Raw genomic sequence first — 25,898 nt, 5'->3', positions numbered from 1 at the left:
GGGGGCGTTCAGGCCGGAGGGCGCAGCATTTTATGCCGCGCCCAGTTCCGTTCAGCCCAGCGCTTCGGCAATCGCCTTGCCACACGCTTCGGTGCTGGCCGCGCCCTTCAGATCGCGGGTCCGGGCAGCAGGGGTGGCAAGCACCTGTTCGACCGCGCGCATGATCGCGGCGGCAGCTTCCGCTTCGCCCAGATGTTCCAGCATCATCGCGGCGGACCAGATTTGGCCGACCGGGTTGGCGATGTTCTGCCCGGCGATATCGGGCGCGGAGCCGTGGACCGGTTCGAACAGCGAAGGGTGCGTGCCTTCAGGGTTGATATTGCCCGATGGCGCGACGCCGATGGTGCCGGTGCAGGCGGGGCCAAGGTCGGACAGGATATCGCCAAACAGGTTGGAGCCGACGACCACGTCGAAGCGGTCCGGGTTCAGCACGAACTGCGCGGTCAGGATGTCGATGTGATACTTGTCGTGGCGCACATCGGGATATTCCGCGCCGATGGCTTCGACGCGCTGGTCCCAATAGGGCATGGTGATGGCAATGCCGTTTGATTTGGTGGCGCTGGTCAGGTGCTTTCGCTCCCGCTTCTGTGCCAGATCAAAGGCATAGCGCAGCACGCGGTCCACGCCGATGCGCGTCATCACCGTTTCCTGGATGACGACTTCGCGATCGGTATTGGGGAACATGATCCCGCCTACGGAAGAATATTCGCCCTCGGTGTTTTCCCGCACCACCCAGAAATCGATGTCGCCGGGTTCACGCCCCGCCAGCGGGCACGGCACGCCGGGCATCAGCCGCACCGGGCGCAGGTTCACGTACTGGTCGTATTCGCGGCGGAACTGCAGCAGCGATCCCCACAGCGAGATGTGATCGGGCACGGTATCGGGCCAGCCCACCGCGCCGAAGAAAATCGCATCGGGGCGGCCGATCTCTTCCTTCCAGTTGTCAGGCATCATCTTGCCGTGGCGCGCATAGTAATCGCAACAGGCGAAATCGTGCCACTTCTGGTCGATCTCGAAGCCATAGAGCGATGCGGCCTTTTCAAGCACGCGCATCCCTTCGGGCATGACTTCCTTGCCGATGCCATCGCCGGGGATGACCGCGATGGTGTGCTTTCGGGTGTTGGCCTGAGCGTTGCCGGGCGCGTCAATCGTCATGCGTTTTCTCCAACCAACGGAAACTCGTCCCAGAAATTCGTCATTGCGAAGCCCGCGCAGCGGGTTGAAGCAATCCAGAGCGGTTTATGCTGCATCTGGATTGCTTCGTCAGCTTCGCCTCCTCGCAATGACGAAGGAGGCTCGGCAGTTGTTTCAGATCTTCAGGCCGCCGATGTGGAAGGCCTTGGTTTCCAGATATTCCTCGATGCCCAGCGTGCCGCCTTCGCGGCCAAGGCCCGATTGCTTGATCCCGCCGAACGGCGCCATTTCCATCGCGATGGACCCGGTGTTGAGCGCGATCATGCCCGCCTCCAGCGCTTCTGCCACGCGGAACGCGCGGTCGAGGCCGGATGTGTAGAAATAGCTGGCGAGGCCATAGGGCGTATCGTTGGCCAGCGCCACGGCCTCGTCCTCCGTCTCGAAGCGGAACAGCGGGGCGACGGGGCCGAAGGTCTCCTCCGAAGCGAGGCGCATGTCAGGGCTGGCATTGCCGATCACCAGCGGGCGCAGGAAATTGTCGCCTTCGCGCCCCTTGCCGGAAAACAACACCTTGCCGCCCCGCGCAATTGCGTCTTCGACATGGGCCGAAACCTTGTCGACCGCCGCGCGATTGATCAGCGGGCCGGTGGTGGCATCGGCGTCTACGCCGTTGCCCACGTTGAGCGCGCTGACCGCCGCGCCCAGCCGCGCGGCAAATTCGTCATAGACCGGTGCGTGCACGAGGATGCGGTTGGCGCAGACGCAGGTTTGCCCTGCATTGCGGAATTTCGAGGCCATCGCCGCGTTCACGGCCAGATCAAGATCGGCATCGTCGAACACAATCAGCGGCGCATTGCCGCCGAGTTCAAGCGAGAGCCGCTTGATCGTGTCGGCGCTCTGCCGCATCAGCAGCGCGCCGACGCGGGTGGAGCCGGTGAACGACAGCTTGCGCACCGCCGGGCTTGCGGTAATCGCAGCGCCGATGGCTTGCGGCATCCCGGTCAACAGGTTGATCGTGCCCTTGGGGAAGCCTGCGCGCATCGCCAGTTCGACCAGCGCCAGAGCGGTGAACGGCGTCATTTCCGAAGGCTTGATCACCACCGGGCACCCGGCAGCCAACGCGGGCGCGCACTTGCGCGTGATCATCGCGGCGGGAAAGTTCCACGGCGTGATGGCCGCTGAAACGCCCACCGGCTCGGTCATCACGATGATGCGGCGGTCCCGCTCCGGCGAAGGCACATTGCGCCCGCCAACGCGGCGGCCCTCTTCGGCAAACCATTTGATGAACGTGGCGGCATAACGGATTTCGCCCTGCGCCTCGGCCAGCGGCTTGCCCTGCTCTGCCGTCATGATCCGGGCAAGGTCATCCACATTGGCCAGCACCAGCGCGTGCCATGCTTCCAGCAGCGCAGCACGCTCGTTCGCGGTGCGCCGCCGCCATTCGGGCCACGCAGCCTCTGCCGCAGCAATGGCGGCTTCAGCCTCAGCCGCACCGCAATCGGGCACGGTGCCGATCACGTCGCCCGTGGCAGGATTGGTCACGTCCAGCGTGGGCAAAGTACCCGCGATCCATGCGCCATCAATCAGCGCGGCCTGCCGCAGCAGGGTGGGGTCGTTCAGGTTCAGCATGTTCAACCCAGTGCCTGCGCTGCAATTGCAAAGACGTGTGCGGCATCGCCCGGCACCGGCGCAGCGCCATGCGCCATCATCGTCACCCGGCCCACTTCGGGCAGACCAAGCTCTTCCAGCCAGGGGCCAAGGCCGCTTTCTTCGAGAATATCGATCCGGCAGAAGCTGCCCGATTGCGTGCCCAGCCAGTGCGCGATCAGCGCCTGCGCGCCGGTCAGATCGGGCGCAACCACGGGCGCGATGGCCCAGCCCCTGCCGAAGCGGCGCAGCACCGCAAAGCCGGTCTGCTCATGTTCGCGGCACAGCACCACCGTGCTGCCTTCGGCCTGAAAGGCGTCGAGCACCACCTTGCGATCCATGCCCGATGCCGCCGCATAAAGCGCTTCCAAAGCCTCGCCATCGGCGGCCCCCATCGGGCGCACGCGCTCTCCGGGCCGAAGCTGGACCAGCGGCTGCGCCGGGGCTGCCGCCTGATGCTGGCACACCGTGCCAAGGTCTACAAAGCCCAGCTTGCGATAGAGCGGCAGGCCTTCTTCGGTGGCGTTGAGGATGACCGTGCGGCCCTTCAACCGGTCGAGCATCGCATCCATCAGCTTGCGGCCAAGGCCCTTGCCCTGCATCGCGCCGGTTACGATCACCATGCCCAGCGTGGCGAAGCTTTCCCCAAAGCGCCAGCCCATGATCGTGCCGACGACTTTGCCGTCCGCTTCGGCCACCACGCCTTCTCCGATGGACAGGAACAGTGCCAGATCCTCTTCACGATGCGGCCACTGCTGTTCGAAGCAGAGTTCGGCGGCGGCATGAATATCCTCGCCGGTCATATCGCGCATGACGATCTGCGCCGCGTCCTGAACTGCCATCGGTTGCTCCCGGATCAAGCTGGAGAGTGGGCGCGCAAAGCGCCCTGTCACGATCAGGGTCTACCCAGCGGCCATCAACATGAGGTGCCGGTTTTGCATTTTATTCGGAACATTATCGCGCCACGTCGCGCCCTATTGCCGCACCGATTGCGTGAACCACGGCATAGACTGCCGCATCCCAATATTGACCGGAACACCTGTGATGAGCCTGTTTGATCCCGATAGCATCCGCCCCGCGCTTGCCGCCAATTTCATCGGCGGCGTGCCGGTTGTCGGACGCGGACAAAGCTTCATGGTCACCCGGCCATCGGACGGCGCCTTGCTGGGCGAATTGCGTTCTGCCGATATGCAGCAACTGGCCGACGCGGTGGAAAATGCCGCGCTGGCGCAGAAGGCTAGCGGATGGGGCACGATGGAACCGCGCGGAAGGATGCGCCTGTTGCGCCGCTGGGCCGATCTGATCGAAACCGATGCCGAAACGCTGGCCTCACTGGAAGCTGCAGGATCGAGTCGGACCCTGAACGAAGTCCGCGCGTGGGATCTGCCCTACACCGCCGAATGCATACGCTTCTTCGCCGAATTCGCCGACAAGCACGGCGGCGAAATCGGTGCGACAACGCCCGACAAGCTGGGCTTCACCCTGACCGAACCTTATGGCGTGGTGGGAGCGATCGCACCGTGGAACCTGCCGCTCGTCATGGCGGCATGGAAGCTGGGACCGGCGCTTGCAGCGGGCAATGCGGTGGTGCTGAAGCCATCCGAACTCACGCCGTTCTCGGTCGTGCGTCTGGCCGAACTCGCCGTGGCGGCGGGCATTCCGGCGGGCGTGTTCAACGTGGTGCAAGGCGGCGGCGCGGATATCGGCGATGCGCTGGTGCGGCACACCCGCATCGGCAAGGTCAGCTTCACCGGCTCCACCCGCACCGGGCGCGCAATCATGGCGGCTTGTGCCGAAACCGGGCCAAAGCCTTCGACGCTGGAACTGGGCGGCAAAAGCCCGCAACTGGTCTTTGCCGATGCCGATCTGGCCAAGGCATCCGCGCTGGTCGCGCGCGCCATCACGCTCAACGCCGGACAGGTCTGCGTCGCCGGATCGCGTCTGCTGGTGCAGGACAAGGTGCGCGATGAAGTGGTGGACCGCCTGACCGCCGCGTTCGAAGCGCACCACCTGGGCGCGACATGGGACCAGGGCACCACGATGGGTCCGATCATTTCCGAAGGGCAGCTTGCGCAGATCGACGGCATCGTCCAGCGCGCCCGCACCGCCGGAGCCGAAGCCATGACGGGCGGCGCGCGGGCAACCTCGCCGCAATCTGGCAGCTACTACCAGCCCACGCTGCTGGCCAATGTCGCGGCAGACAGCGAAGCCGTGCAGGGCGAAATCTTCGGCCCGGTCCTCACCGTGCAGTCCTTTGCGGATGAAGAAGAAGCCATCGCGCTGGCCAATGGCACCGCCTATGGCCTTGCCGCCGGGGTTCACACCACCGACATCTCGCGCGCCCTGCGCGCGGTGCGCGGGCTTGAGGCGGGCACGATCTGGGTCAACCGCTATGGCCGCTCGGACGATTTCATCCTGCCCACTGGCGGCTTCAAGCAATCGGGCGTCGGCAAGGATCTGGGCCGCGATGCCTATCTCGCCTCGTGCAAGATCAAGACGGCGCTGATCCAGATCTGATCATCTTGCATTTGTACAAATTTTGGTACATATGGTCCACCAAGGAGACTTGTCGTGGACGTGATCAGCTATTCCGATACCCGCGCCCATCTGAAGGAAGTGATGGACCGCGTGGTGGAAGACCGCGCGCCCGTCGTCATCTCCCGGCAAAAGGCGGAATCCGTTGTGATGATCTCGCTGGCGGACTGGAACGCGATCGAAGAAACGATGCACCTGCTTTCGTCCACGAACAATGCAGCCCGGCTCAAATCCGCCATCAGTCAACTCGATGCTGCAAAGGGTCAGGCGCGCGAACTGATCCAGCCGTGAAGCTGGTCTTTGCAGATGCCGCCTGGGAAGATTACCTGCACTGGCAAGCCACCGCGCCCAACGTGTTGCAGCGCGTGAACGATCTGATCAAGGAATGTCAGCGCACGCCGTTCAAGGGCACGGGCAAGCCGGAACCGCTGAAAGGCGATCTCAAGGGCTGGTGGTCCCGCCGGATCACGCTGGAAGACAGGCTGGTCTATCGCTTATCCGGCAGTCCACCCGATCAGCAGTTAGAAATCGCGCAGTGCCGGTTCCACTACTGAATTACGCAAACCGCCGGATCGAATAGCCCTCAATCGGGATGTCGGTGTGACCGGTGGCAATCAGTTCGGCCATCGTCTCGCCCACGCCGGGGCCGATCTGGAAGCCCGAGCCGGAAAAGCCGAAAGCGTAGAATAGGCCGGGCACGGTGCCGCTTGGCCCCATCACCGGCAGGCTGTCGTCCGTATACCCCTCGATGCCCGACCACACGCGGATCACCTGCAGCTTTGCCAGTGCAGGCGCAAGGCGGCGCAAGTGCTGGAACTGCGTCATCGTGTTCTGCGGCATCACATAGGCGCGGTATTCGTCAGGGTAGGACGGCGCGCGGGTGGAGCCGCCCAGCACGATATTGCCGCGCGCAACCTGCCGGAAATAGACGGTTTCCACTTCGTCCGGCGTCATCACGCCCACGGCGGGCAGGATGGCATAGGGCACCGGTTCGGTCACGCTCATCGTCGGCGCGCGGGGGGTCAGCTTCACCGGCTCGCCGAACTGGCTGACGATCCTGCCCGCCCATGCGCCCGCCGCCACCAGCAGCGTCGGCGCGCGGAAGCGGCGGCCATCTTCGGCTTCCAGCACGAAGTCTTCGCCGATCCTGGCGGCGTGGACGATCTTCGTATCTTCCACCACCTGCGCCCCCAGCTTCATCGCCGCGCGGGCAAAGGCGGGTGCAGCAAGGCGCGGGTTGGCGTGGCCATCCAGCGCGGAATGCGATCCGGCCAGCACATCGGCCCCCAACCACGGGAACCGTTCGCGCAGCACGTTGCCCGAAAGCAATTCCAGATCGAGACCTTCTTCGCGCGCCTGCGCCGCGTATTCCTCCATCTTGCCGACGTTTTCGGGCCGGTCGCGGAAGCAGACGCGGATGTGGCCGTTCTGCAGATATTCCACGTCCGCGCCGAGCAATTCGTTGGCATTGCGCCAGATGCGGCTTGCGCGGTTTGCCAGCGGCAACTGGCTGATCGGGCGCCCCTGACGACGCACATTGCCGAAATTGGTGCCGCTCGCCTGCCGCCCCACCTTGTCGGTTTCCAGCAGGATCACCGACAGCCCGCGCTGGGCAAGGAAGAACGCGGCGGAGCAGCCCATCAGCCCGCCACCGATGATCGCTACGTCTGCGGTGCTTTCAGCGGCGCTCATACGTCAGTCCTCGTCGTGGCAACCGGGATCGGTTTCACCGGAGCCTGCCCGCGTAAGCGCCCGGCGCATTCTACCGGCTCACCCCGCAACGCCGACACGATTTCAGCCGAGGCATTGCCGCAATACCGCCCCTGGCAGCGCCCCATGCCCACACGGCTGAACGCCTTGGCACGGTTGGTTTCGCTGGCATAAGCCTCGCTCACACTGGCGCGCAAAGTGGCAGCGGTCACCCCTTCGCAACGGCAGACGACGGTGCTGTCCGCCGTATCGGCAACGAACTGGTGCGGCCAGGGAAACGCCTGAGCCAGCCCTTGTGCAAAACGCACATAGCGGGCGCGCTCGCTGCGCAGATGGCGGCAGCGATCCTTGTCCACCGCGTGTCCCATGTCGGCCAGCGCGGCAAGCGCAGCCAGTTCGCCAGTCACTTCGGCAGAACGCGCGCCAAGGATCTTCGCGCCATCGCCCGCAAGGTACAGCCCCGGCACATGCGCGCGGCCATCGGCATCGATTTCTGGCAGCCACTGGCGGGTCTGCGCGTCAAAGGCAAAGCTGGCACGGGCAAGGTCCGCAATCTGCGTTTCGGGCCGCAAGTGCCAGCCCATCGCCACCGCATCGCATTCGAAATGCCGCAGAACGCCCGATGTGGTGCGGATGGTCACGCCCGATACGCCGCTTTCAGGATCGCCGGTGATCTCGGCGGGAGTCACGCCCGAAAGCACGGCCACGCCTGCGCGCTTCAGCGCCAGTGTCAGCTTCATGCCCTGCCACAACAGGTCGGGCTGCTCCGCCAGTTTGGGCAGCGCCTTCACCCGGCCCAAAAAGGGCGAGGTATCGAGCACCGCCACCACGTTCGCCCCGGCCTTCACATATTGCGACGCCACGAGATAGAGCAGCGGTCCGGTGCCCATGAACACCACCGCCCCGCCAATGCTGCAGGCCTGCGCCTTCAAGGCCACCTGCGATCCGCCCAGCGAATAGCACCCCGCCAGTTGCCAGCCGGGCACCGGAGCCAGCCGGTCGGTCGCGCCCGAACACACGATCAGGCGGTCATAGGGGATCGCCTCCGTCTCCCCCGCGCGAGCCGCCCACACATGGCCTTCCGCCACGTTCCACACCAGCGTTTCGGGGCGATAGTCGATCTGCGGCAGCAGCGCATCGAAGGTCGCATGGATGACCGCCGCGCGGTGCGCCTCGGTGCCATAGAGCGTATCATGGCTGCGTTTGAAATGGTCTGGCTGACGGCGATAGATTTGCCCGCCTGCCCTGCGGCCCTCGTCGATCACCACCGGACGAAGGCCCGCTTCGACCATCGCCTGCGCCGCGCGCACGCCCGCAGGCCCTGCGCCCACGATCACCACCTGTCCGCTCATGGTGCCACCGCCCAGTCTGCCGTCAGCGGCTGCGTGGATATCGCAAGGCCTTCTGTCACCTCGGTCGAACAGGCGCGGAAGGCATTGCCATCGGCATCGCGCACCCAGCAATCCTGACACGCGCCCATCAGGCAAAAGCCCGCCCGCCGTTCCGGCCCGAACTCCGCGCTGCGCAGGGCAAGGCCATTGGCCAGCATGGCCACCATCAGCGTATCGCCGCTAAGCGCGGTAATGGCGTTGCCATCAACGGTCAGCCGCACCGGCGCGCGGTCAGTCTCGTCAAGGCGGCGGAAGCGGCCGGTCATGCGGTCAATTCCCTCAAGTCATGCAATTCGTGATGGCACAGCACGGCAAGGCCGTCTGCCGTCCTGACAGGCGGCGCTTCGGCATTGCAGCGGCCTCCTACAGCCACCGGGCAGCGCGCTAGGAAGCGGCACAAGTCATCGCCCGCCTGCCCCGGCAACACACCTGCGCGCGTCACGGCCTGCTCCAGCCACCCGGCCCGCATTTCGGGCACCGATGCCATCAGCAGGTCGGTATAAGGGTGGTGAACCCCGCGCGCAAAAGCCGCCGCATCGGCCTGTTCCACCGCCGTCCCGCCATAAAGCACCAGCACAGAATCGCAAAAGCTGCGCACGGTGGAAATGTCGTGGCTGATGAACACCGTGGCGATGCCCAGATCGCGGCGCAATTCGTCGATCAGTTCAAGGATCGCCGCGCCCACCACCGTATCGAGCGCCGATGTCACTTCATCGCACAGCAGCACATCGGGCCGGGCGGCCAGTGCGCGGGCAAGGTTCACGCGCTGCTTCTGCCCGCCCGAAAGCTGGCGCACGTTGCGGTCCGCCACGCTGGCGGGAAGGCGGATCAGATCGAGCAGGCGGGCGACTTCGGCCTGCGCCTCCGCCCCTTTCAGCCCGTGGTAGAACGCCAGCGGGCGGGCCAGCGTCTGCCCCACGGTATGCACCGGGTTCAGCGCAGTATCGGCGTTCTGGAACACCAGTTGCACGCGGCGGAACTGTTCGCGGCTGCGGCCTTCCAGCCCCTTGGGCAATTCATCACCATCAAGGCTGACCGATCCCGCACTGCGCGGCAGCAGCCCGGCGATCACGCGCGCCAGCGTGGACTTGCCCGATCCGCTTTCCCCGATCACACCCAGCGTCGCGCCCTTGGCAAGGGTCAGCGAAATGTCGCGCAGCACCGGCACTTTGCCATAAGCCGCATGAACGCCTTCGACCCTGAGCAGGGGCGTCTGGTCCGCCAGAGCTGGCGCGGTGCGCGCATGGGGCCGGGCCGCCGCCATCAGCGTGCGGGTATAATCGTCTGCAGGCGCATGGAGGATCTGTTCTGCCGCGCCCTGTTCGCGCGTGCGGCCCTGATTGAGCACGAGAATGCGGTCCGCCATCTGCGCCACCACGGCCAGATCGTGGCTGACATAGATCGCCGTTGCCCCCACCGCGCTGATCGCCGCTTTGAAGGCTTTCAACACGTCGACCTGCGTGGTCACGTCCAGCGCGGTGGTCGGCTCGTCAAGGATCACCAGTTCGGGCCGCGTGATCAGCGCCATCGCCGCCATCAGCCGCTGCAACTGCCCGCCCGAAAGCTGGTGCGGATAGCGCGCGCCGATGGTGTCGGCAAACGGCAATGCCAGCGCGCGGAACAGGTCCACCGCCCGCGCCTCGGCTTCCGCTTTCGTGGCAAGGCCGTGGACCAGCAACGGTTCGGTCACTTGCGCCATGATCGTGCGCGAAGGGTTGAAGGCCGAAGCCGCGCTTTGCGCCACATAGGCCACGCGCCGTCCGCGCAAGGCCTGAAGCCCCGCCTCGTCAAGCTGATCGACGCGCGTATCGCCCAGCCGCACCTCGCCGGTGATCGTCGCGCCAAAGCGCGAATGGCCCATCAGCGCCAGCGCGATGGTGGTCTTGCCCGAACCGGATTCCCCGATCAGCGCAAGCACCTGCCCGCGCGCGATCTCGAATGAAACGCCTTCGACAATGGCTTTGCCGCCCGCCGTGATGCACAGATCCTTGACCGAAACGTGTGCGCTCATCCCCGCTTCTCCGAAGGTTTGAGCGCATCGATCAGCAGGTTCGCGCCCACCGTCAGCGTGGCGATGGCAATCGCGGGCACGACGATTGCGGGCGCGCCATCTGTCAGCCCGGAGATATTCTCGCGCACCAGCGAACCAAGGTCCGCGTGGGGCGGCTGCACACCAAGGCCCAGGAACGACAGGCCGGACAGCAGCAGCACGATGAACACGAAGCGCAACCCGAAATCGGCCAGCAGCGGATGGATCATGTTGGGCAGCACTTCGCGCAGGGCAACGTGCAGGCCCCCTTCGCCCCGCGCCCGCGCCACAGTGACGAAATCCAGCGAGACGACGTTCACCGCCAGCGCGCGGGCAATACGGAAGTTGCCGGGAACATAGGTGATCGCCGTGATCGTCAGCAGCAGCCCAAGCGAAGACCCGAAGGCTGCGACCATGACCAGCGCAAAAATCTTGGACGGGATGGAGATCAGCGTATCCATCGCCCGCGACAGCACTTCATCCACCCAGCCCCCGCGCACCGCCGCCATCAGCGCCAGCGACGTGCCGATGGCGCAGGCCAGCAGCGCCGCGCCTGCACCGAGGAACACGGTATAGCGCGCGCCCCATAACAGGCGGCTCAACACATCGCGGCCAAGGTAATCGCTGCCCAGCGGAAAGCTGGCCGAAAAGCCGGAGAACACGTCGTAATCGACAAAGGCCCCCACCGGATGCGGCGCCAGCAGCGGCCCGATCAGCGCGGTGGCCAGCCAGAACAGCACCAGACCCAGCCCGATGCGGCCCGAAAGCGGCAGTCCCTTGGCGAAGGCGGAAAACCGGCTCATTGCGCGCGCAGCCTTGGATTGGCGAGGATCGCCACGACATCGGCCAGCAGCACCAGTGCCAGATAGATCGCGCAGAAGATCATCGCGCAGGCCTGCAGCAGCGGCATATCACGGCTTGTCACCGCGTTGACCATCAGGCTGGCAAGACCGGGGAAATTGAAGATCGTCTCCACGATGATCGCCCCGCCCAGCAGATAGGACAAAGACAGCGCCACCGCGTTGACGATCGGGCCGATCGCGTTGGGCATGACATGCGCCATCACCACGCGGCGGAACGGCACGCCCTTCAACCGCGCCATTTCCACATAGGGGCGATCAAGCTGGTCAGCGACCGCTGCGCGCGTCATCCGCGCCATCTGCGCCACCACAACCACAGCCAGCGAAAGCACCGGCAGCGCGCAGGACCGCATCGTGTCCCACAGGCTCGCTTCCTCGCTCACCAGCGCTATGGACGGTAGCCACAACAGCTTGACCGAAAATACCAGCACGCCCAGCGTCGCCACCAGAAATTCAGGAACCGCCACGGCAGAAAGCGTCAGCACGTTCAGTGTGCGATCCAGACGGCCACCGCGATTGATGGCCGATGCAATGCCAATGGCCAGCGCCAGCGGGACCGAGACGAGTGCGGTAAAGCCTGCCAGCATCAGCGAGTTGGGCAGGCGTTCGGCAATCACGTCGCGCACGGGCATGTTCGCCACCAGCGACTGCCCCGGATCACCCTGCAGCATCCCGCCGAGCCACGAGGCGTATCGCGTCAGCGCAGGCCGATCGAGGCCCATCTCGTGCCGAAGCGCGGCCACCTGTTCGGGCGTGGCGCTTTGCCCCAGCGTTTCCTGCGCGGCATCGCCCGGCAGCAGGCCCGATATCGTGAACACCACTACCGAAACCAGCAACAGCGTGATCAGCGCCGAACCGATACGCTTGGCCAGCAGCGGCAGCACACCGGACAGCGCAGAGCGGGGGGCCGAAGAGGCAGCCGAGCCAGCCATCAGGCGTCCCACCAGGCATATTCGGCAAAGCGATAGCCCATCAGCCCGCCCAGCGGGATCGCAGCCATCCCCTTCAGCCGCCGGTCGTGTCCGTCCAGCATGTGGATGAACACCGGGATCGCCACGCCGCAATGGTCGTGCACCAGTTGCTGCATCTCGCCATAGAGTTCCTTGCGCCTTGCCTCGTCAGCTTCGGCGCGGGCCAGCGTCAGCAGTTCGTCGAAGCGGGCGTTCTTCCACCCGCTTTCGTTCCATTCCGCATCCGACCGGAAGAACTGGCTGAACACCAGGTCCGCTGTGGGGCGGGGATTGGTGTTGCCGAAGCTCATCGCGTGCTTCATCCAGTGCGTGGACCAATATCCATCGGCGGGCATCCGGTTGACCGCGAAGTCCAGCCCCACCTGCGCCCCGTATTCCTGCAGGACCGAAGCCATATCGACCGACCCTGCCGCCGTGGGCGAACAGTAGATCGGCAGGCGCACGCCTTTGAGGCCAGAGCGCGCGATGTGCCACTTCGCCCGGTCGAGATCGAGCACGGTCTGCGGCACGGCGGGGTTGTAATAGGGATGAAACGGCGGGATCGGCTGATCGTTGCCGATGGTGGCATAGCCCCGGAACAACGCGCGCTTGATCAGCGGGCGGTCGATCAGATGCTTTACCGCCGCCACGAAATCGGGATTGCCGGTGGGCAACTGGGTCTGCCGCATGATCAGATCGGTATAGAGCGGCGAAGGCGTGGTCAGGATGCCGTGCGATGATGACCGTTCGATCCGCCGCGTAGACAGCGGCTGCACGGCGATGATCAGTTGCACATCGCCCGCCAGCAGGGCGTTCACCCGGCTGATTTCGTCAGGAATGGCAATGATTTCGATCCGGTCGAGATAAGGCTCGCCATTGCGCCAGTATTCCGCGTTGCGCGTCACCACGGTGCGCACGCCGGGGCGAAAATCGGCAAGGCGGAACGGCCCGGTGCCGTTGCCGCTGGGCTTGGCCTCGCCCGCGCGCACGATCAGGAAGTGCGATTGCGAAAGGATGGCCGGAAGATCGGCGTTGGCCCCAGTCAGCGTGATGATCACGCCATGCCGCCCGTCGGCACGCACATCGGCAAACTGCCTGGCGACCGAGGCGACCTTGGACCCCAGCTTCGGGTCAAGGTGCCGACGCAGCGAATGGACGACATCGGCGCTGGTCAGCTCACCGCCATCGGCAAAACGCACTCCGCGCCGCAGGGCAATGTGCCATGTGATCCGGTCTGCCGTTTCGATGCTTTCGGCCAGAAACGGACGCGGGCGCAGGTCCGCCTCCATCCGCGTCAGCCCGCTGTAGAGGCAGAAGTGCCGCACATAGTCGGTCGCCATCGCGCCCTTGGCAGGATCGAGCGTGTCTGCGGTGGACGACGATTGCATCGCCACGCGGATCGAACCGCCCTGCCTCGGCAGTGCCCGCGCCGGTCCGACAAGACCGGGCAGCGCCAGCGCGCCCGCTCCGGCCAAGCCTGCGCCAATCAGGCCGCGACGGCTGAGGTTCAGCGGCGCGCTCAATGCAGCCAGTCCTGCAGGCGATACCACGCCCCCACCATCGGCAGGAACCACGGCTTGCCAAGATGGCCTGGAATGGCTGACCACGAAAGGTCGGCAAAGGGATTGGCCGCCGCATCGCCGCCCATCACGCGGGCCATGCGCTCACCCATCGCGGTGGCCATCTGCACGCCGTGGCCGCTGTATCCCATCGCATAGAACAGCCCGTCATGCTCGCCCGCGCGCGGCAGGCGGTCTGCCGTCAGGTCAATCGCGCCGCCCCAGCACGCGGCCACGCCGATGCCTGCCAGTTCGGGAAACATCGCGCGCAGCTTCGCTTCAAGGATGCGGCCAGACTTGGCATCCGATGTCGGGTTAGACAGCGCAAACCGCGCCCGCCCGCCAAAGATCAGGCGGTTGTCGGCGGTCAGGCGGAAATAATTGCCGATGATCCGGCTCGTCACATAATTGCGCCGCGTGGGGAACAGATGCGCGGCCAGATCGGCAGGCAGCGGGTCGGTGGCGATCACGAAGCTGCCCACCGTCACGATACGGCGACGGAACCAGCCGAACGGGGCATAGGGGCTGTTTCCGCCCGTGGCGACCAGCACCTGCTTGGCACGAACCGCGCCGCGCGGCGTGGTCAGCTTCCAGCCAGCGCCTGCGCGCTCCAGCCCTTCGACCGGCGCGTTTTCCCAGATGCGCACGCCCGCCCGCACTGCCGCTTCACCAAGGCCGACGCCCAGCTTGCCCGGATGCAGTTGCGCGCTCGTCGTCTGCACCAGCGCGCCGTGGAACCCTTGGGCCTTGATCTCGGTCGCAAGGTCACCGGGACCGATCAGCAGGACGTTGGGGTCCACTTCCTTCAGCAGCAGTGCGTGGGCGGCTTCCAGCTTGGGGAAGTGTTCGGGCTTTGCCGCCAGCTTGGCGCGCCCGCAGCGGGTAAAATCGCAATCGATCCCTTCGCGCGCCGCGATGCGACCGACCGTTTCCACCGCATCGACATGGGCAAGATACCACTTGCGCGCCAGATCAACCCCGTGGGCCGAAGCCAGCGCGCCAAAATCGTGCGCGGTTCCGGCATTGCACTGCCCGCCATTGCGCCCCGATGCCGCGCCCGCAATCCGCCCCGCTTCAAACAGCATGACGCTGGCCCCGCCACGCGCCAGTTCCAGCGTGGCAGAGGTGCCGGTAAAGCCGCCGCCGATCACGGCAACGTCGCAGTCACCCTCGGCACGGCCCTGCTCACCCCCGGCAAAGGGTGGCGTGCTGGATTGCCAGTAGGAGAGCGACTGCGGCTGCATCGATCAGAGGCCGACCACGGCAGGCAGCGCACCGATGTGCGGGATTTCCACGTCGCGGTAGTTGGCATTCGAAGGTTCGTGCCCCCGGCCCACGAACACGCGGCAGCCGAATCCCAGATCGGTCGCGGTATTCTGGTCATACCGGAAGCTCGACGAAACGTGCATCCCCACTTCCGGTCCCATGCCAAGCTGTTCGAACATATATTCGAACGCCTGCATTCGCGGCTTGTAGGCCTGCGCGCTTTCCGCCGTGCAAACCTTGTGGAACGTCGCGCCCAGCATTCCCACGTTCGACATGATCTGGCTGTTCATTGCGTTCGACAGGATCACCAGCGGGATCTTGTCGCAGATCTTCGAAAGCCCGCCGGCCACATCGCCATGCGGCCCCCAGGTCGGCACCGCTTCATAGATCGCATCGGCATCAACCGCGCGGAACTCAACGCCCCACTTCTTCGAACAGCGCTCAAGCGAATTGCCGATCACATCGCGATAGGGCTTCCACGCGCCCAGCACTTCATCAAGGCGATAGGCGCCCCAGTCCTTGCAGAACTTCGGCAGCGCTTCGGCGGGCAGACGGTCGGCATAGAACGCCGTGGCCATCTCGGTCATGCGGAAGCGGGTCAGCGTGCCATAGCAGTCGAAGCTGATGAACTGGGGGGTGAAGACGGCGGTGCTCATGGCTGGCGATCGATCCCTGTATTAAAGCCCCCGGACGATGCCGGACGGCGGCCTTTGCTGATGTGATAGCACCATTCCCAAGGCGGAACTTGCACCCGTTCGCGCTTGCCGGGAACCATCGCGCGCACTTTTTGCGCGTGCTTCACGGCATGTCGTGCCGCCCTTCAATAACCGCGCGTGCGGTCTACCTCACCCAGCAGTGGCTCGTCCGCCAGAAGGCGCAGCACGTTGTCCGCCAGAACCCCGCCCGCCGTGGCATGGCGCGTCTCGGCGGCAACATGGGGCGTCAGGAAAATCGCGGGATGGCCGTAGAAAGGATGGCCCTCCGGCAACGGTTCGGGCACGGTTACGTCCAGCATAGCAGCACGCAATTGCCCGGAATCGAGCGCTGCGATCAGATCGTCCGCCACCAGATGCCCGCCGCGTCCCGCGTTCACCACGGCACTGCCGCGCGGCATCTTTTCAAAGGTTTCACGGCACAGAATGCCGCGCGTCTCTTCCGTCAGCGGCAGCAGGCACACGAAGATGTCCGCCTGCGCCAGAAACGCATCGAAGCCATCGGCCCCGGCAAAGCATGTCACGCCATCAATGTTGTGCGCGCTGCGGCTCCATCCTGACAGCGCGAAGCCCAGCGGCTTCAGCATTTCCAGCGCCGCCTTGCCCAGTTCACCCAGTCCCATCACACCCACGCGCGTCTCGGCGCCAAGCCGGGTGTGGCGATAGGTCCAGCGCCCTGCGCGCTGCTCGGAAATGAAAAACGGCAGGTCGCGGTGCAGCGCGAGGCAGGCCATCGCCACATATTCCGCCATGCCGGTGATGATACCCTGCTCCACCATGCGCACCACGCGCACCTGCGGCGGCAGCGCATCCAACGGCAACTGGTCGATCCCCGCGCCCACGCTGAACAGCACTTCCAGATTGGGGAACTGCGCGATGAAATCGGCAGGCGCATTCCACGCCGCCAGCCAGCGGACTTCCGCCGGATCGACCGCATCGTGCCCCCAGCGGCGGAACGGCAATTGCGGCACGCGGGCCGCGAAAATGTCAGCCCATATCGCGCCGCGCGCCTCAAGCCCATGATAGAGGAAAGTCATCGATCAAGCGTCCTTCGGGCGTGTCGTTGTGTCAACGGCGTGCGGATGAAAGGTAGTGCCGACGTTTGCGAACAGGCTCATCATCCGATGCCCCATTCTTCGTCACCCCGGCGAAGGCCGGGGTCCATTTCTCAGCACGAAACGGCCACCTGATCGGCAAGATGGATCCTGAACCAAGTTCAGGATGACGAAGAAGAAAAAGTGGAGAGCAAGCCGTTTGCAAACCACATAGCCCCCAAACGAAAGGGCAGGCAGGCCGACCGCCCGCCTGCCCCCGCGTCAATTACAGCCTCAGAACGAGAACGTTGCCCGCACGTTGAACCCGCGCGGGGCACCCGGTGCGATCCACAGCCGCGAATAGGACGCGGTGTAGAATTCCTTGTCGAACAGGTTGGTCACGTCCGCCGTCAACTTCACATTGTCGGTCGGCTCATAGGTCGCCATCAGGCGCGCAATGACATAGCCCGGCAGTTCGAACGCCGTGCCCGTTTCGCCCAGACGCTTGCCGACATAGTTTACCCCGGCGCCAAGGCTGAAGCGCTGATCGCCGATCACGAAGCCCTTGTTCACGATCAGGTTGGCGGCGTGCTTGGGAATGTTGATCAGCCGGTCACCGGGATTGATGGTCAGGCCGAAGTCCTTGTCGCCTGCCGCCGTCGTCCATTCCGCATCAAGGAAGGCGTATGTCGCGATAACGGTGATGTCACCCGGCAGGTTGGCATTGAAGTCCAGTTCGATCCCGCGCGAACGGGCCGCCCCGCCTGCGATCGAGAACCCGGCATTGGCAGGATTCGGATCGGAGGTCAGGATATTGTTCTTCTTCATCGTGAAGGCTGCGATCGAACCGCTCAGCGGGCCGCCTGGCTCGCCCAGACGCAGACCCACTTCATAGGACTTGCTCATTTCCGCAGGGAACGGACGGCTGAGCGCGTCCACGCCGCTGTTCGGGCGGAAGCCTTCGCCGTACCCTGCAAAGACCGACACATCATCGTTCACTTCATACAGCACCCCGCCGGTCGGGCTGAACTGCTCGATATGGATGCGGGTCATGGCGTTGGTGTTGCGGTTGAGCACGGTCTGGCGGTAATTGTCGTACCGCCCACCAAGGCGCACCTTCAGCTGCTCCGTCAGGTCGATCTGGTCCTGAAAATAGGCACCCCACGCCTTTTGCGTTTCATACGTGTTGGTCAGCGGTGTCGCGCCCAGCGCGAGCGTCTGACCATAAACCGGGTTGAAGATATCGACGGCATAGTTCGCCGCCGTCACCGGCGCGCCGGTGGTGTAGTTCGCCGGGCGGCCGCGCAACTGCACCAGATCGATGCGGAAGCGGTCCCAGTCTGCACCCACCAGCACGTGATGGGTAATTCCGCCGGTGTAGAACTTGCCCGAGATTTCGCCGCGCACCACGATGTTGTCGGTGCTGTAATCGCGCGAACGGCGCTGGCGGGCCAGGAAATTGCCCGGCTTGCCCAGCGTCTGGCGGCGGTTGGTGCCGATGGGATCAAGTTCCGCTTCGCTGGAAAGGCCCGCGAATTCCGTTTCGCGATAGCCAAGCCCTGCAAGGAAATACCAGTCGCCGCCCAGCTTCTGCTGGAACTGCACCTGATGGCCCAGCACCTGCACGCGCATCCGGCCATCGCCCGGCTCGCCGAAGAAGGTGGAGCGGTCGACAACGCCAAGTTGGCCGTTCACCGCAATCGTGCCGCGATCAAAGGGCACGCGGTTGTCCATGAACTCCAGCTCATAGGAAATGCTGGTGTTCTTGCTCGGCGTGAACACGATTGATGGGTTGGCAGTGTAAAGCGTCTGGCGCACGGTATCGCGGAAGCTGTCGCCATCCTGCGCCGCGCCGTTCAGGCGGATCGCCACGGTGTCGCTGATCGAAAGGTTGTAGTCCGCCTCGACGCGATAGGTGTTCCAGCTTCCGCCCTGCACCGCAAAGGTGCCGAAGGTTTCACCCACCTTGGCCTTCTTGGTGATGATGCTGATCGTGCCACCCGGTTCGCCACGCCCGAAGACTGCGCCATTCGGGCCTTTCAGCACTTCGATCTTCTCGATGTTCGAAGCATCGCGCGGGCCGCCATAACCACGGCCACCGTTGAAACCGTTGACCAGCACGCCACCGGCAAAGTTCTCGTCACCGGCAAAGCCGCGAATGGCAAAGCCATCGAACAGGCCGCCAAAGTTGTTCTGGCGCGAAATGCCACTCGAAAGATCAAGCGCGGTATCCAGCCGGGTAATGTTCAGGTTTTGCAGCGTCTTGGCATCGATCACCTGCACGCTCTGCGGAATGGATGCCAACGGCACATCACCGCGATACTGCTGGCGCTGGCCGATCACCACCATTTCCTCAGCCGGTTCAGCCTGATCTGCGGCGGCGCTCTGCGCCTGCGCCATCTGCGGCATCGCTCCCATCGCCACGCCGAAAAACAGCGCGGCCTTTACTGCGGACATTTTCTTCATCGCAACTTCACCCCTCGTCTGTGATGCGTATGTACGACCCCGCACACTGCATGTAACAATGTTACATCAGCAACAAGCGAAATCGCGGTTCGAGCCGTCCTGCGGTTTATCGTTATGTGTCGAGCCTATGCCCCCGCAGACGAATCTTGCGTCGAAGCAGCGGGGCGTGGCGGGTTATTATTGTGAAATGTCGATGACACTGGCGTTTTGTGCCGTCGCTGATTTGTCGCAAAACGCTCGCAAAAAGGCCGGGATTTTCATCCCGGCCTTCGCTGTTTCAGCAATTCCCCAAACCTACAGATATTTAAGCCACCAGATGTCCTTGCGCCGCTGCTTCACCCCGGCAAACCAGCGCGTCGGCAGATAGAGCGGCACCACCAGCAGGAAAACCCAGATCCAAACCGTCGAAAGATTGTCGACGCCGAAGACCGTGCCCTTCACCGGGCCATAAAGCGCCAGCGCAACGTGATAGATGCCCTTCAGCATATAAAGATGCAGGATATAGAAGAACATCGGCGCCCCGCCGAGATAGGCCAGATGCGGCAGCGCGGCGCTGTCCTGATACTTCTCGAACAGGGCCAGCAGCAGCACCCCTGTGCCGACCGTGGGCAGCAGGAACAGCAGCGACGGCGGGTATTTGGTGAGCGCGAGGAAGCTCATCACCGTGCGCAGCGGCGTTTCGGCCACGAACCAGGGCTTGTCGCCATAGAAGTTGAGATAGCGGATCACCACGAAAGCGCCGATCATGCCCAGCCCCAGCCAGATCAGGCGCTTCAGACGCAGTGCCGGGTCCGAACCCTTGGCGAACCACGGCCCGGCGGCATAACCCAGCAGGATCACGCCAATCCACGGCAGCACCGGATAGGTCGTCTTGGCGGTCAGCCCCAGCCCAAGATCGATCACCGTGCGCTGGTGCAGCACGGCCCAGATCGCATAGCCGCTATCCTGCGGCGACAGCACAATCCCGTCGAGCAGGTTGTGCAGGGCAACAATCGCCAGCCCCAGCCCGAACTGCGCCTTGCGCGGCAGATAGATCAGCCCGGAAAGCGCAACCATCGCAATGCCGATGGCCCAGATCACCTGCAACCAGAACCGCGCGGGTGGAAATTCGAAGGTCTGCGTCGGCCAGGCAAGACAGATCACGGTGAGTTCGAGAAAGATCAGGAACAGCCCGCGCTTGAGCAGGAACTCGCTGACTTCTTTCTTGGTGTGCGACTGGCCATAGAGCCATGCCGAAAGGCCGGTGAGCGCCACGAACGTCGGCGCGCAGAACGTGGACAGCAGCCGCGTGAAGAACAGCCCCGGATCGGTGGTGTTCGCATCGACCGGATCGCTCACCTGCAAATGCAGGAAAAACGTCTCGCGCACGTGATCCACCAGCATGAACAGCATGACCAGCCCACGCAAGGCGTCGATCGCCAGCAGGCGCGTGCGCACCGCCGCCGGATTTGCAGGATTGGCGGCAGGCATTGAAACGTCCTGCTGCGATGATGCCAAACTTGCCATTCGTCCCTCCCCTGTGCGGCAGCCTTATTGCACGTCGAACGTGCCAAAGGCCTTGGCCCCGGTAGCTTTCACCGTCAGCGCCACGATCACTTTCCCCCCGCCCGACACGGCAAGGCCCGGCGCACGCAGATGGTTGTCCTCAGCCGAAACAAGCGGAGTCACCTGCTTGGCACCGGCAGCAATCACCGTAACACGCCCGTCAAGCCCCGCGGCAGGAACCGGTTGGTCTTCCTCGACCACATAGACATCAAGCCCATCGGCCGAGCGGACCAGTTCGATCACCATTTCGCCCGAAACCTGCGTCACCCCGCCGTGGCGAGGTTTGTCCGAACCGTGCGCCAACACTGCCGTGGCCGTAGCGGTCAGGGCAAGCGCCAGAATAATGTGTGCAGTCTTCATTGTCCCACCCTTCCCGATCATTCAGGTTCATGCGGCAGCACGAACGACAGCGTCGCACTGTGCTCCATCTGGCGGTACTTCGCCGGATTGTCGCTCGGCGAGATGTAGACGCCCAGCACCACGTTCAGACCCTGATTGCGCACCGGAATGCTGGCATAGCCCTGCGCGTCAGTTTTCACGGGCTTCTGGTCGGGATCGTTCACGTAATCGTTGCGAATATCGACACCCGCCATCGGCTTTCCATCCCAGAAAGCACGTACCCTGAATGGCTTGCCCATAACCTGCGGGATCGACTGGCTTGCCGGCAATATCTGCAGCTTGTGTCCGGCAATCAGCGGAATGGGCTGTTTCGGCATCTGCCCGATGTGGACCGCGTACTTGAAGTTGTGCTCGCTGACAGTGGCGTCCCTGATCTCGTCATGGCCCTTGTTGTGCCATTCACCGGCCTTGTCGCGCGCCCACACGCCATAGTCCATCACCGCTGCAACCACCGCCAGCGGCTCGTCGCTGTCTACCACGGGAATGGCACCTGCCGCGCGAAGCGATGCTGCCACCGGCTGTCCGTCAGCGTCGAAGCCGGTAACGGAATTGACCAGCGGCATCCGCTTCACGGCATCCAGATCGTCGGCACCAACGCCGTAGACCAGCGCAAGCTGCTTTGCGCGCTGGGCAAACCAGATCGCGTGGCCCTGGGCCGACGTGCTGGCCAGCGCAGCCATCATCGTCGCCACGGCGACACCGGCTGAAACGTAACGGGAAACCTTGCGCATCTTGCACCTCCAGATGGCATCCCGGCCCTCTCCCGGCCGGTTGTGTCCAATATGGCAAGCTTATGACTCGGCGGCGGCGTATCGTGTCGAAGATGCGGGCGTGCCAGCACGATTGCGTCGGCTTTGACCTTTCCCAAAGCACAATCGAACCGCAGACGTATCCACCTTGCTGCCAGCGCCGGATGCGTGGCAAAGCTTTGCACCAGTTTAGTCGAGGCACCACATGAACCCCGCACATACCGGCGTGATCGCCCAGACCATCCAGCTTGCGCTGGCCCCTGTCTTCGTGCTGGTTGCCATCGGCAACATCATGAACATCCTGACCACGCGCCTTGGCCGCATTGTCGACCGGTCCCGCACGTTGCAGAACAAACACGCCGAAACCATCGGGCGCGACCATGATATGGTCGTGATCGAACTGCGCTACGTCGACCGGCGCATCCATCTGATCGGGCGGGCGCTGCTGCTATTGGTGCTGTCGGGCCTTGCCATCGGCGTGACCGTGGGTTCGCTGTTCGTTGGCGAGATGGCAGGCCTCGAACTGCGCAACCTCACCGGCGTAACCTTCTTCGTCGCCATCGCCCTGTTGATGGTGGCGCTCGTCTATCTTCTGCTGGAAACCCGCATCGCCGCCAGTTCGCTGCGCCTGCCGCAGGAACTGCTGGAACTGGAACGCAAGGACATCTGATTCCGCTCAGGTCAGCAGCTTGCCGCTCTTCTCGCGGATGACGCCTTCGATCATGCGCTTGGCAAAGCCGAGGCTGGCGGGCAGGTCAACTTCGACGACCAGTTCCTTGTCCGCCAGTTCCACGCCGCAGTCGAGGGTGTAGCCCATCGCGCTGACGGTCATCACCATGTGATCGTCATCGGTGAAGCTGGTGGTTACCGTGGCCATGCCATCGGCCTTTTCGGCAGCCTGCGCAGCCTTCTCGCGCAAGCGGCGGCGCGCTTCTTCGCGGTCGAGCGAGTGGGGAATGGCGATGCGCATCAGGGGGCCTTCGGTGCTTCAAGCTGGGGAGAAGCCTCTAGACCTTCGCCATAGCGATAGTCCAGAAAGCGTCCGCGCACGGCAAGCGCATCAAGATCGCCCGAGGCAAGCTGGCGGGTGATCGTATCGATTTCGGTGCTGATCTTGCCGAGGCCATCGGCAAGCTGCTGATCGGCGTTCCGCCCGCCGCGCTCCTCGCGCCGCAAGTGCGCCGGAATCTTGCGATAGCTTTCGACCATGCCGGGCAGATGTTCACCCACCAGCTTGCGCACTTCGGCAACCGCCGGTTCGGCAGGGTCGATGCCTTCAAGCTGCAAGCCCAGCCCATCAAGCTGAACACCGATCTGGTCCACCAGTTGCACGGCGGGCGCAGGCAGCGCGGGCCGCTGCGCCTCAAGCCAGAGTTCGGTGCGGCCGACCATCGTGCGCACATCGCCGGTATTGAGAGCAGACAGCGCGGGCACTTTCATCTTCGGGAACGTGGCGAAGAACCACAGCGCCGCGACAATGGACAGGCCGAGCACCATCACGCCGGTGAAGCCGATGCCATCGAGTACCAGCCCCGCCGCCATCGCAGCCACCATCAGCACGCCCACCGCCATCGCCATGCGCGCGGCCTTCTTGCCGATGTGCTGGCGCTTCATTTCGGCGGAGCGCCGCCCGATGCTCCGCCGCCCGCCCGCGCGGTTGTTGGCAAGCGATTGGCCCGCCTGCGCCAGAATCCGGTCGCTTTCGTGTGCCGGGGAATTGGCCATCGACAGATCAGCCTTCCAGCGTCAGCAGTGGCGAAGTGTCAGGCCCCGCCAGCTTGGCCTGCGCTGCACCTTCGGCCCGCGCGATGTAGCCCTTCGACTTCTCCACCTCGCCCGAAAGCGTGGTGACCGTCTGCTTCATTGCATCCAGCGCTTTCAGCTTGAAGGTGTCGATGGTGTCCATCGTGTCGTAGATGTTCTGGAAGGCGCGTTGCAGCGTTTCCAGCGGGATCGTGCTGGACACCGCCATTTCGTGAATCTTGCCGGTCTGTTCGCGCAGCAGCTTCCCGGTGGAATCGATCATGTTGGCGGTGGTGGTGTTGAGCGCGGTGATCTGCTGCAGCACCAGCCGCTGGTTGGTCATCGCCTGCGCGACCGTGACCGCCGTGCGCAGCGCGGCGACGGTGGTGGTGCTCGCGCGGTCCACGCCCTTGACCAGTTCGACGTTGTTCTTCTTCACCAGATCGAGCGCGAGATAGCCCTGCACCGTGACCGCCATTTGTGTGAGCAGATCCTGCGTGCGCTGGCGGGTGTAGAACAGCGCGGATTCGCGGATCGCCTTGGATTTGGCGGGATCGGTGTGATCGAGATCGGCGGCGGCTTCTTCCAGTTTTGCGTCGAGCGTCTTGGAGATGTGGATCATCTGTTCCAGATTGCCCATCGCCTCCCACAGCTTCTGCCGTTCGACATCGATGGCGGCATTGTCCATCAACAGTTCGTCCTTGCCCGATGCCAGCCGTTCGAGGATCGCCTTGATGTGGCCCTGCGCCGATGTGTAGCCATCGAAATACTTCTTCAGGCTGTTGCCGAAGGGAATGATGCCCAGAAACTTGCGGCCGGTCGACAGCTTGCCCTGCTTGCCCGGATCGAGTTCCTCAACCGTGCGGCGCAGCGCGGCAAGGTCTGAGCCGACGCCGGTATCCTTGTCCATCGCGCGGACCGGACGATCGAGAAAGCGGTTCGACATGCCTGCCGCTGCCGCAATTTCCTTGCGGCCCATGTTGGTGAGCTGATCGACCTTCTTGCCGAATTCCGGGCTTTGCGCATCGACCGAAACCAGATCGGCCACGAAAGCATCGACCTTGGCTTCCAGCTTGCTGCGGTTCTCGTCCGAAACCGGGACCAGCCCCGCTGCCTGCGCGGGCGCGACGACCGGCACCGGATCGGGCGGGGTCAGCGTGATCGGGGTCATCGTGGTGGTCTCGGTCGACGTAGAGGCCATTTCAGTCCAGCTTTCGTATTGGGGCAATTGGCAACATGGTATGTCGTGCGCCCTCGTGCAAGCTGTCTTATAGCGGCAACACAGCCGGGCCTTGTGCCATATCGACGGACGGCGCATCGGCTTCCATGAACGACCATATGGAAAACGGAATGCGATGCGCGGTGTTTGGCGCGAGCGGCGGGATCGGCGCGGCGCTGGTCAGCCAGCTTGCCCAGCGCGCCGACGTGCGCGAAGTTCATGCACTGGCGCGCAATATCCTGCCGCAAGCAGGCAAAGTGGTGCCCCATCGTTTCGATCTGACAGACGAGGATTTGATTGCGCAGGCCACCGCGCAGATCGGGGCGCCGCTCGATCTGGTGATCGTGGCTACGGGTCGTCTGGTGCGGGCGGATGGAACCGGGCCGGAGAAATCGTGGCGGGCGCTGGATGCTGTGGGGCTGGCGGAGATGTTTGCCATCAATGCGATAGGTCCGGCCTTGATCGCAAAGCATGTGCTGCCGCTGTTACGCAAAGGTGGAAGGCCCGTGTTTGCGGCGATATCCGCAAAAGTCGGTTCGATTGCCGATAACCGGTTGGGCGGGTGGCACAGCTATCGCGCATCGAAGGCTGCGCTCAATATGCTGGTGCGCAATTTTGCCATCGAGCTGGCGCGCACGAACCCAGCGGCGGTTGCTGTGTCACTTCATCCCGGCACGGTCGACACTGCCCTGTCGCGGCCGTTTCAGCGTGGGGTGCCAGAGAGCACGTTGTTCACGCCGGAACGGGCCGCGCGACATCTGCTGGAGGTGATAGAGAGGCTGACGGCTGCCGACAGTGGCAAACTGTTTGCGTGGGATGGTCGCGAACTGCCGTTCTGATGCGGGTGTACATCCGCTGGCGAGTGCGGACCTTTTCGCCTTGGGAAATCGCAAACAAGTCGCGCGATCGGCGCGGCGCCGTGCGTGGCGCGCGGGCGAGAGCGCGTATC

The 25,898-nt window shown here is 64.1% G+C and carries 25 protein-coding genes; 5 read left to right on the top strand and 20 right to left on the bottom strand.

Going from position 1 to position 25,898, the window contains the following annotated elements:
- Positions 1–51 precede the first annotated feature (51 nt).
- From ACOVQ0_RS10110 to ACOVQ0_RS10100, 3 genes are all read right to left on the bottom strand, one after another.
- Positions 52–1,155, bottom strand: coding sequence for a tartrate dehydrogenase (locus ACOVQ0_RS10110; protein WP_421883772.1), 1,104 nt, complete (start codon positions 1,153–1,155; stop codon positions 52–54).
- A gap of 153 nt (positions 1,156–1,308) precedes the next feature.
- Positions 1,309–2,763, bottom strand: a complete 1,455-nt coding sequence (locus tag ACOVQ0_RS10105; protein WP_421883769.1) for an NAD-dependent succinate-semialdehyde dehydrogenase — start codon at positions 2,761–2,763, stop codon at positions 1,309–1,311.
- A gap of 2 nt (positions 2,764–2,765) precedes the next feature.
- Positions 2,766–3,623: a GNAT family N-acetyltransferase gene (locus ACOVQ0_RS10100; protein ID WP_421883766.1), complete on the bottom strand. Its 858-nt coding sequence runs from the start codon at positions 3,621–3,623 to the stop codon at positions 2,766–2,768.
- A gap of 184 nt (positions 3,624–3,807) precedes the next feature.
- Here ACOVQ0_RS10100 and ACOVQ0_RS10095 point away from each other — a divergent pair, with 184 nt between their 5' ends.
- The 3 genes from ACOVQ0_RS10095 to ACOVQ0_RS10085 are packed head-to-tail and all read left to right on the top strand — an operon-like array spanning position 3,808 to position 5,870.
- Entirely contained in the window at positions 3,808–5,298 is a 1,491-nt protein-coding gene (locus ACOVQ0_RS10095; RefSeq protein ID WP_421883763.1) for an aldehyde dehydrogenase family protein, read from the top strand.
- A 54-nt stretch (positions 5,299–5,352) separates the two neighbouring features.
- Positions 5,353–5,607 carry a type II toxin-antitoxin system Phd/YefM family antitoxin gene (locus ACOVQ0_RS10090; protein WP_421883760.1) on the top strand — a complete coding sequence of 85 codons (255 nt, stop codon included), beginning with the start codon at positions 5,353–5,355 and terminating at the stop codon, positions 5,605–5,607.
- Entirely contained in the window at positions 5,604–5,870 is a 267-nt protein-coding gene (locus tag ACOVQ0_RS10085) for a Txe/YoeB family addiction module toxin (protein ID WP_421883757.1), read from the top strand. The genes ACOVQ0_RS10090 and ACOVQ0_RS10085 overlap by 4 nt, the downstream gene beginning before the upstream one ends.
- A 1-nt stretch (position 5,871) precedes the next feature.
- Here ACOVQ0_RS10085 and ACOVQ0_RS10080 read toward each other — a convergent pair whose 3' ends face one another.
- From ACOVQ0_RS10080 to ACOVQ0_RS10015, 14 genes are all read right to left on the bottom strand, one after another.
- Positions 5,872–7,008 (bottom strand): NAD(P)/FAD-dependent oxidoreductase, encoded by a 1,137-nt coding sequence (locus tag ACOVQ0_RS10080; protein ID WP_421883754.1) that lies wholly within the window; start codon positions 7,006–7,008, stop codon positions 5,872–5,874.
- On the bottom strand, positions 7,005–8,378 hold the full coding sequence (locus ACOVQ0_RS10075) for an FAD-dependent oxidoreductase (RefSeq protein ID WP_421883751.1): 1,374 nt from the start codon (positions 8,376–8,378) through the stop codon (positions 7,005–7,007). The genes ACOVQ0_RS10080 and ACOVQ0_RS10075 overlap by 4 nt, the downstream gene beginning before the upstream one ends.
- Positions 8,375–8,683, bottom strand: coding sequence for a (2Fe-2S)-binding protein (locus ACOVQ0_RS10070; protein WP_421883748.1), 309 nt, complete (start codon positions 8,681–8,683; stop codon positions 8,375–8,377). Before ACOVQ0_RS10070 ends, ACOVQ0_RS10075 begins: the two co-directional genes overlap by 4 nt.
- Positions 8,680–10,428 carry an ABC transporter ATP-binding protein gene (locus tag ACOVQ0_RS10065; RefSeq protein ID WP_421883745.1) on the bottom strand — a complete coding sequence of 583 codons (1,749 nt, stop codon included), beginning with the start codon at positions 10,426–10,428 and terminating at the stop codon, positions 8,680–8,682. The genes ACOVQ0_RS10070 and ACOVQ0_RS10065 overlap by 4 nt, the downstream gene beginning before the upstream one ends.
- Complete coding sequence (locus ACOVQ0_RS10060; protein WP_421883742.1) at positions 10,425–11,249, bottom strand: ABC transporter permease; 825 nt, start codon at positions 11,247–11,249, stop codon at positions 10,425–10,427. The genes ACOVQ0_RS10065 and ACOVQ0_RS10060 overlap by 4 nt, the downstream gene beginning before the upstream one ends.
- Positions 11,246–12,238: an ABC transporter permease gene (locus tag ACOVQ0_RS10055; RefSeq protein WP_421883739.1), complete on the bottom strand. Its 993-nt coding sequence runs from the start codon at positions 12,236–12,238 to the stop codon at positions 11,246–11,248. Before ACOVQ0_RS10055 ends, ACOVQ0_RS10060 begins: the two co-directional genes overlap by 4 nt.
- Positions 12,238–13,767 (bottom strand): ABC transporter substrate-binding protein, encoded by a 1,530-nt coding sequence (locus ACOVQ0_RS10050; protein WP_421883813.1) that lies wholly within the window; start codon positions 13,765–13,767, stop codon positions 12,238–12,240. Before ACOVQ0_RS10050 ends, ACOVQ0_RS10055 begins: the two co-directional genes overlap by 1 nt.
- An 8-nt stretch (positions 13,768–13,775) precedes the next feature.
- Positions 13,776–15,059, bottom strand: a complete 1,284-nt coding sequence (locus ACOVQ0_RS10045) for an NAD(P)/FAD-dependent oxidoreductase (protein ID WP_421883736.1) — start codon at positions 15,057–15,059, stop codon at positions 13,776–13,778.
- 3 nt (positions 15,060–15,062) lie between these two features.
- Entirely contained in the window at positions 15,063–15,737 is a 675-nt protein-coding gene (locus ACOVQ0_RS10040) for a haloacid dehalogenase type II (RefSeq protein WP_421883733.1), read from the bottom strand.
- Between the two features lie 164 nt (positions 15,738–15,901).
- Positions 15,902–16,831, bottom strand: a complete 930-nt coding sequence (locus tag ACOVQ0_RS10035) for a 2-hydroxyacid dehydrogenase (RefSeq protein WP_421883730.1) — start codon at positions 16,829–16,831, stop codon at positions 15,902–15,904.
- 291 nt (positions 16,832–17,122) lie between these two features.
- Positions 17,123–19,285 (bottom strand): TonB-dependent siderophore receptor, encoded by a 2,163-nt coding sequence (locus ACOVQ0_RS10030; RefSeq protein ID WP_421883727.1) that lies wholly within the window; start codon positions 19,283–19,285, stop codon positions 17,123–17,125.
- A 303-nt stretch (positions 19,286–19,588) separates the two neighbouring features.
- Positions 19,589–20,800: a DUF1624 domain-containing protein gene (locus tag ACOVQ0_RS10025; RefSeq protein ID WP_421883725.1), complete on the bottom strand. Its 1,212-nt coding sequence runs from the start codon at positions 20,798–20,800 to the stop codon at positions 19,589–19,591.
- Between the two features lie 24 nt (positions 20,801–20,824).
- The gene (locus ACOVQ0_RS10020; protein ID WP_421883723.1) at positions 20,825–21,199 is read right to left on the bottom strand and encodes a hypothetical protein; all 375 of its coding nucleotides are present in this window, start codon (positions 21,197–21,199) and stop codon (positions 20,825–20,827) included.
- A gap of 17 nt (positions 21,200–21,216) precedes the next feature.
- Positions 21,217–21,969: a DUF4198 domain-containing protein gene (locus tag ACOVQ0_RS10015; RefSeq protein ID WP_421883720.1), complete on the bottom strand. Its 753-nt coding sequence runs from the start codon at positions 21,967–21,969 to the stop codon at positions 21,217–21,219.
- A 223-nt stretch (positions 21,970–22,192) separates the two neighbouring features.
- On the opposite strand from ACOVQ0_RS10015, the gene ACOVQ0_RS10010 reads away from it, so the two are divergent.
- Positions 22,193–22,657 (top strand): DUF2721 domain-containing protein, encoded by a 465-nt coding sequence (locus ACOVQ0_RS10010; protein WP_421883717.1) that lies wholly within the window; start codon positions 22,193–22,195, stop codon positions 22,655–22,657.
- 6 nt (positions 22,658–22,663) lie between these two features.
- Here ACOVQ0_RS10010 and ACOVQ0_RS10005 read toward each other — a convergent pair whose 3' ends face one another.
- Genes ACOVQ0_RS10005 through ACOVQ0_RS09995 form a run of 3 tightly spaced genes read right to left on the bottom strand, consistent with a single transcriptional unit; the run spans position 22,664 to position 24,931 of the window.
- Positions 22,664–22,957 (bottom strand): polyhydroxyalkanoic acid system family protein, encoded by a 294-nt coding sequence (locus ACOVQ0_RS10005; protein ID WP_421883714.1) that lies wholly within the window; start codon positions 22,955–22,957, stop codon positions 22,664–22,666.
- Positions 22,957–23,712 carry a hypothetical protein gene (locus tag ACOVQ0_RS10000; RefSeq protein ID WP_421883711.1) on the bottom strand — a complete coding sequence of 252 codons (756 nt, stop codon included), beginning with the start codon at positions 23,710–23,712 and terminating at the stop codon, positions 22,957–22,959. The genes ACOVQ0_RS10005 and ACOVQ0_RS10000 overlap by 1 nt, the downstream gene beginning before the upstream one ends.
- Positions 23,713–23,719: 7 nt before the next feature.
- On the bottom strand, positions 23,720–24,931 hold the full coding sequence (locus tag ACOVQ0_RS09995; protein ID WP_421883708.1) for a toxic anion resistance protein: 1,212 nt from the start codon (positions 24,929–24,931) through the stop codon (positions 23,720–23,722).
- Positions 24,932–25,056: 125 nt separating this feature from the next.
- Here ACOVQ0_RS09995 and ACOVQ0_RS09990 point away from each other — a divergent pair, with 125 nt between their 5' ends.
- Entirely contained in the window at positions 25,057–25,788 is a 732-nt protein-coding gene (locus ACOVQ0_RS09990) for an SDR family NAD(P)-dependent oxidoreductase (protein ID WP_421883705.1), read from the top strand.
- Positions 25,789–25,898 lie beyond the last annotated feature (110 nt).

The sequence above is a fragment of the Novosphingobium sp. genome (assembly GCF_049240505.1).
Taxonomy (GTDB): Bacteria; Pseudomonadota; Alphaproteobacteria; order Sphingomonadales; family Sphingomonadaceae; genus Novosphingobium.
This window is presented reverse-complemented; position numbering and strand designations above follow the sequence as displayed.

Bases quoted from the DNA above. Each gene is read 5' to 3' on its own strand.
- ACOVQ0_RS10030 (WP_421883727.1), bottom strand. From the start codon at position 19,285: ATGTCCGCAGTAAAGGCCGCGCTGTTTTTCGGCGTGGCGATGGGAGCG.
- ACOVQ0_RS10060 (WP_421883742.1), bottom strand. From the start codon at position 11,249: ATGAGCCGGTTTTCCGCCTTCGCCAAGGGACTGCCGCTTTCGGGCCGC.
- ACOVQ0_RS10015 (WP_421883720.1), bottom strand. From the start codon at position 21,969: ATGCGCAAGGTTTCCCGTTACGTTTCAGCCGGTGTCGCCGTGGCGACG.
- ACOVQ0_RS10005 (WP_421883714.1), bottom strand. From the start codon at position 22,957: ATGCGCATCGCCATTCCCCACTCGCTCGACCGCGAAGAAGCGCGCCGC.
- ACOVQ0_RS10080 (WP_421883754.1), bottom strand. From the start codon at position 7,008: ATGAGCGCCGCTGAAAGCACCGCAGACGTAGCGATCATCGGTGGCGGG.
- ACOVQ0_RS10045 (WP_421883736.1), bottom strand. From the start codon at position 15,059: ATGCAGCCGCAGTCGCTCTCCTACTGGCAATCCAGCACGCCACCCTTT.
- ACOVQ0_RS10055 (WP_421883739.1), bottom strand. From the start codon at position 12,238: ATGGCTGGCTCGGCTGCCTCTTCGGCCCCCCGCTCTGCGCTGTCCGGT.
- ACOVQ0_RS10070 (WP_421883748.1), bottom strand. From the start codon at position 8,683: ATGACCGGCCGCTTCCGCCGCCTTGACGAGACTGACCGCGCGCCGGTG.
- ACOVQ0_RS10035 (WP_421883730.1), bottom strand. From the start codon at position 16,831: ATGACTTTCCTCTATCATGGGCTTGAGGCGCGCGGCGCGATATGGGCT.
- ACOVQ0_RS09995 (WP_421883708.1), bottom strand. From the start codon at position 24,931: ATGGCCTCTACGTCGACCGAGACCACCACGATGACCCCGATCACGCTG.
- ACOVQ0_RS10100 (WP_421883766.1), bottom strand. From the start codon at position 3,623: ATGGCAGTTCAGGACGCGGCGCAGATCGTCATGCGCGATATGACCGGC.
- ACOVQ0_RS10040 (WP_421883733.1), bottom strand. From the start codon at position 15,737: ATGAGCACCGCCGTCTTCACCCCCCAGTTCATCAGCTTCGACTGCTAT.
- ACOVQ0_RS10000 (WP_421883711.1), bottom strand. From the start codon at position 23,712: ATGGCCAATTCCCCGGCACACGAAAGCGACCGGATTCTGGCGCAGGCG.
- ACOVQ0_RS10105 (WP_421883769.1), bottom strand. From the start codon at position 2,763: ATGCTGAACCTGAACGACCCCACCCTGCTGCGGCAGGCCGCGCTGATT.
- ACOVQ0_RS10110 (WP_421883772.1), bottom strand. From the start codon at position 1,155: ATGACGATTGACGCGCCCGGCAACGCTCAGGCCAACACCCGAAAGCAC.
- ACOVQ0_RS10075 (WP_421883751.1), bottom strand. From the start codon at position 8,378: ATGAGCGGACAGGTGGTGATCGTGGGCGCAGGGCCTGCGGGCGTGCGC.
- ACOVQ0_RS10025 (WP_421883725.1), bottom strand. From the start codon at position 20,800: ATGGCAAGTTTGGCATCATCGCAGCAGGACGTTTCAATGCCTGCCGCC.
- ACOVQ0_RS10065 (WP_421883745.1), bottom strand. From the start codon at position 10,428: ATGAGCGCACACGTTTCGGTCAAGGATCTGTGCATCACGGCGGGCGGC.
- ACOVQ0_RS09990 (WP_421883705.1), top strand. From the start codon at position 25,057: ATGAACGACCATATGGAAAACGGAATGCGATGCGCGGTGTTTGGCGCG.
- ACOVQ0_RS10020 (WP_421883723.1), bottom strand. From the start codon at position 21,199: ATGAAGACTGCACACATTATTCTGGCGCTTGCCCTGACCGCTACGGCC.
- ACOVQ0_RS10010 (WP_421883717.1), top strand. From the start codon at position 22,193: ATGAACCCCGCACATACCGGCGTGATCGCCCAGACCATCCAGCTTGCG.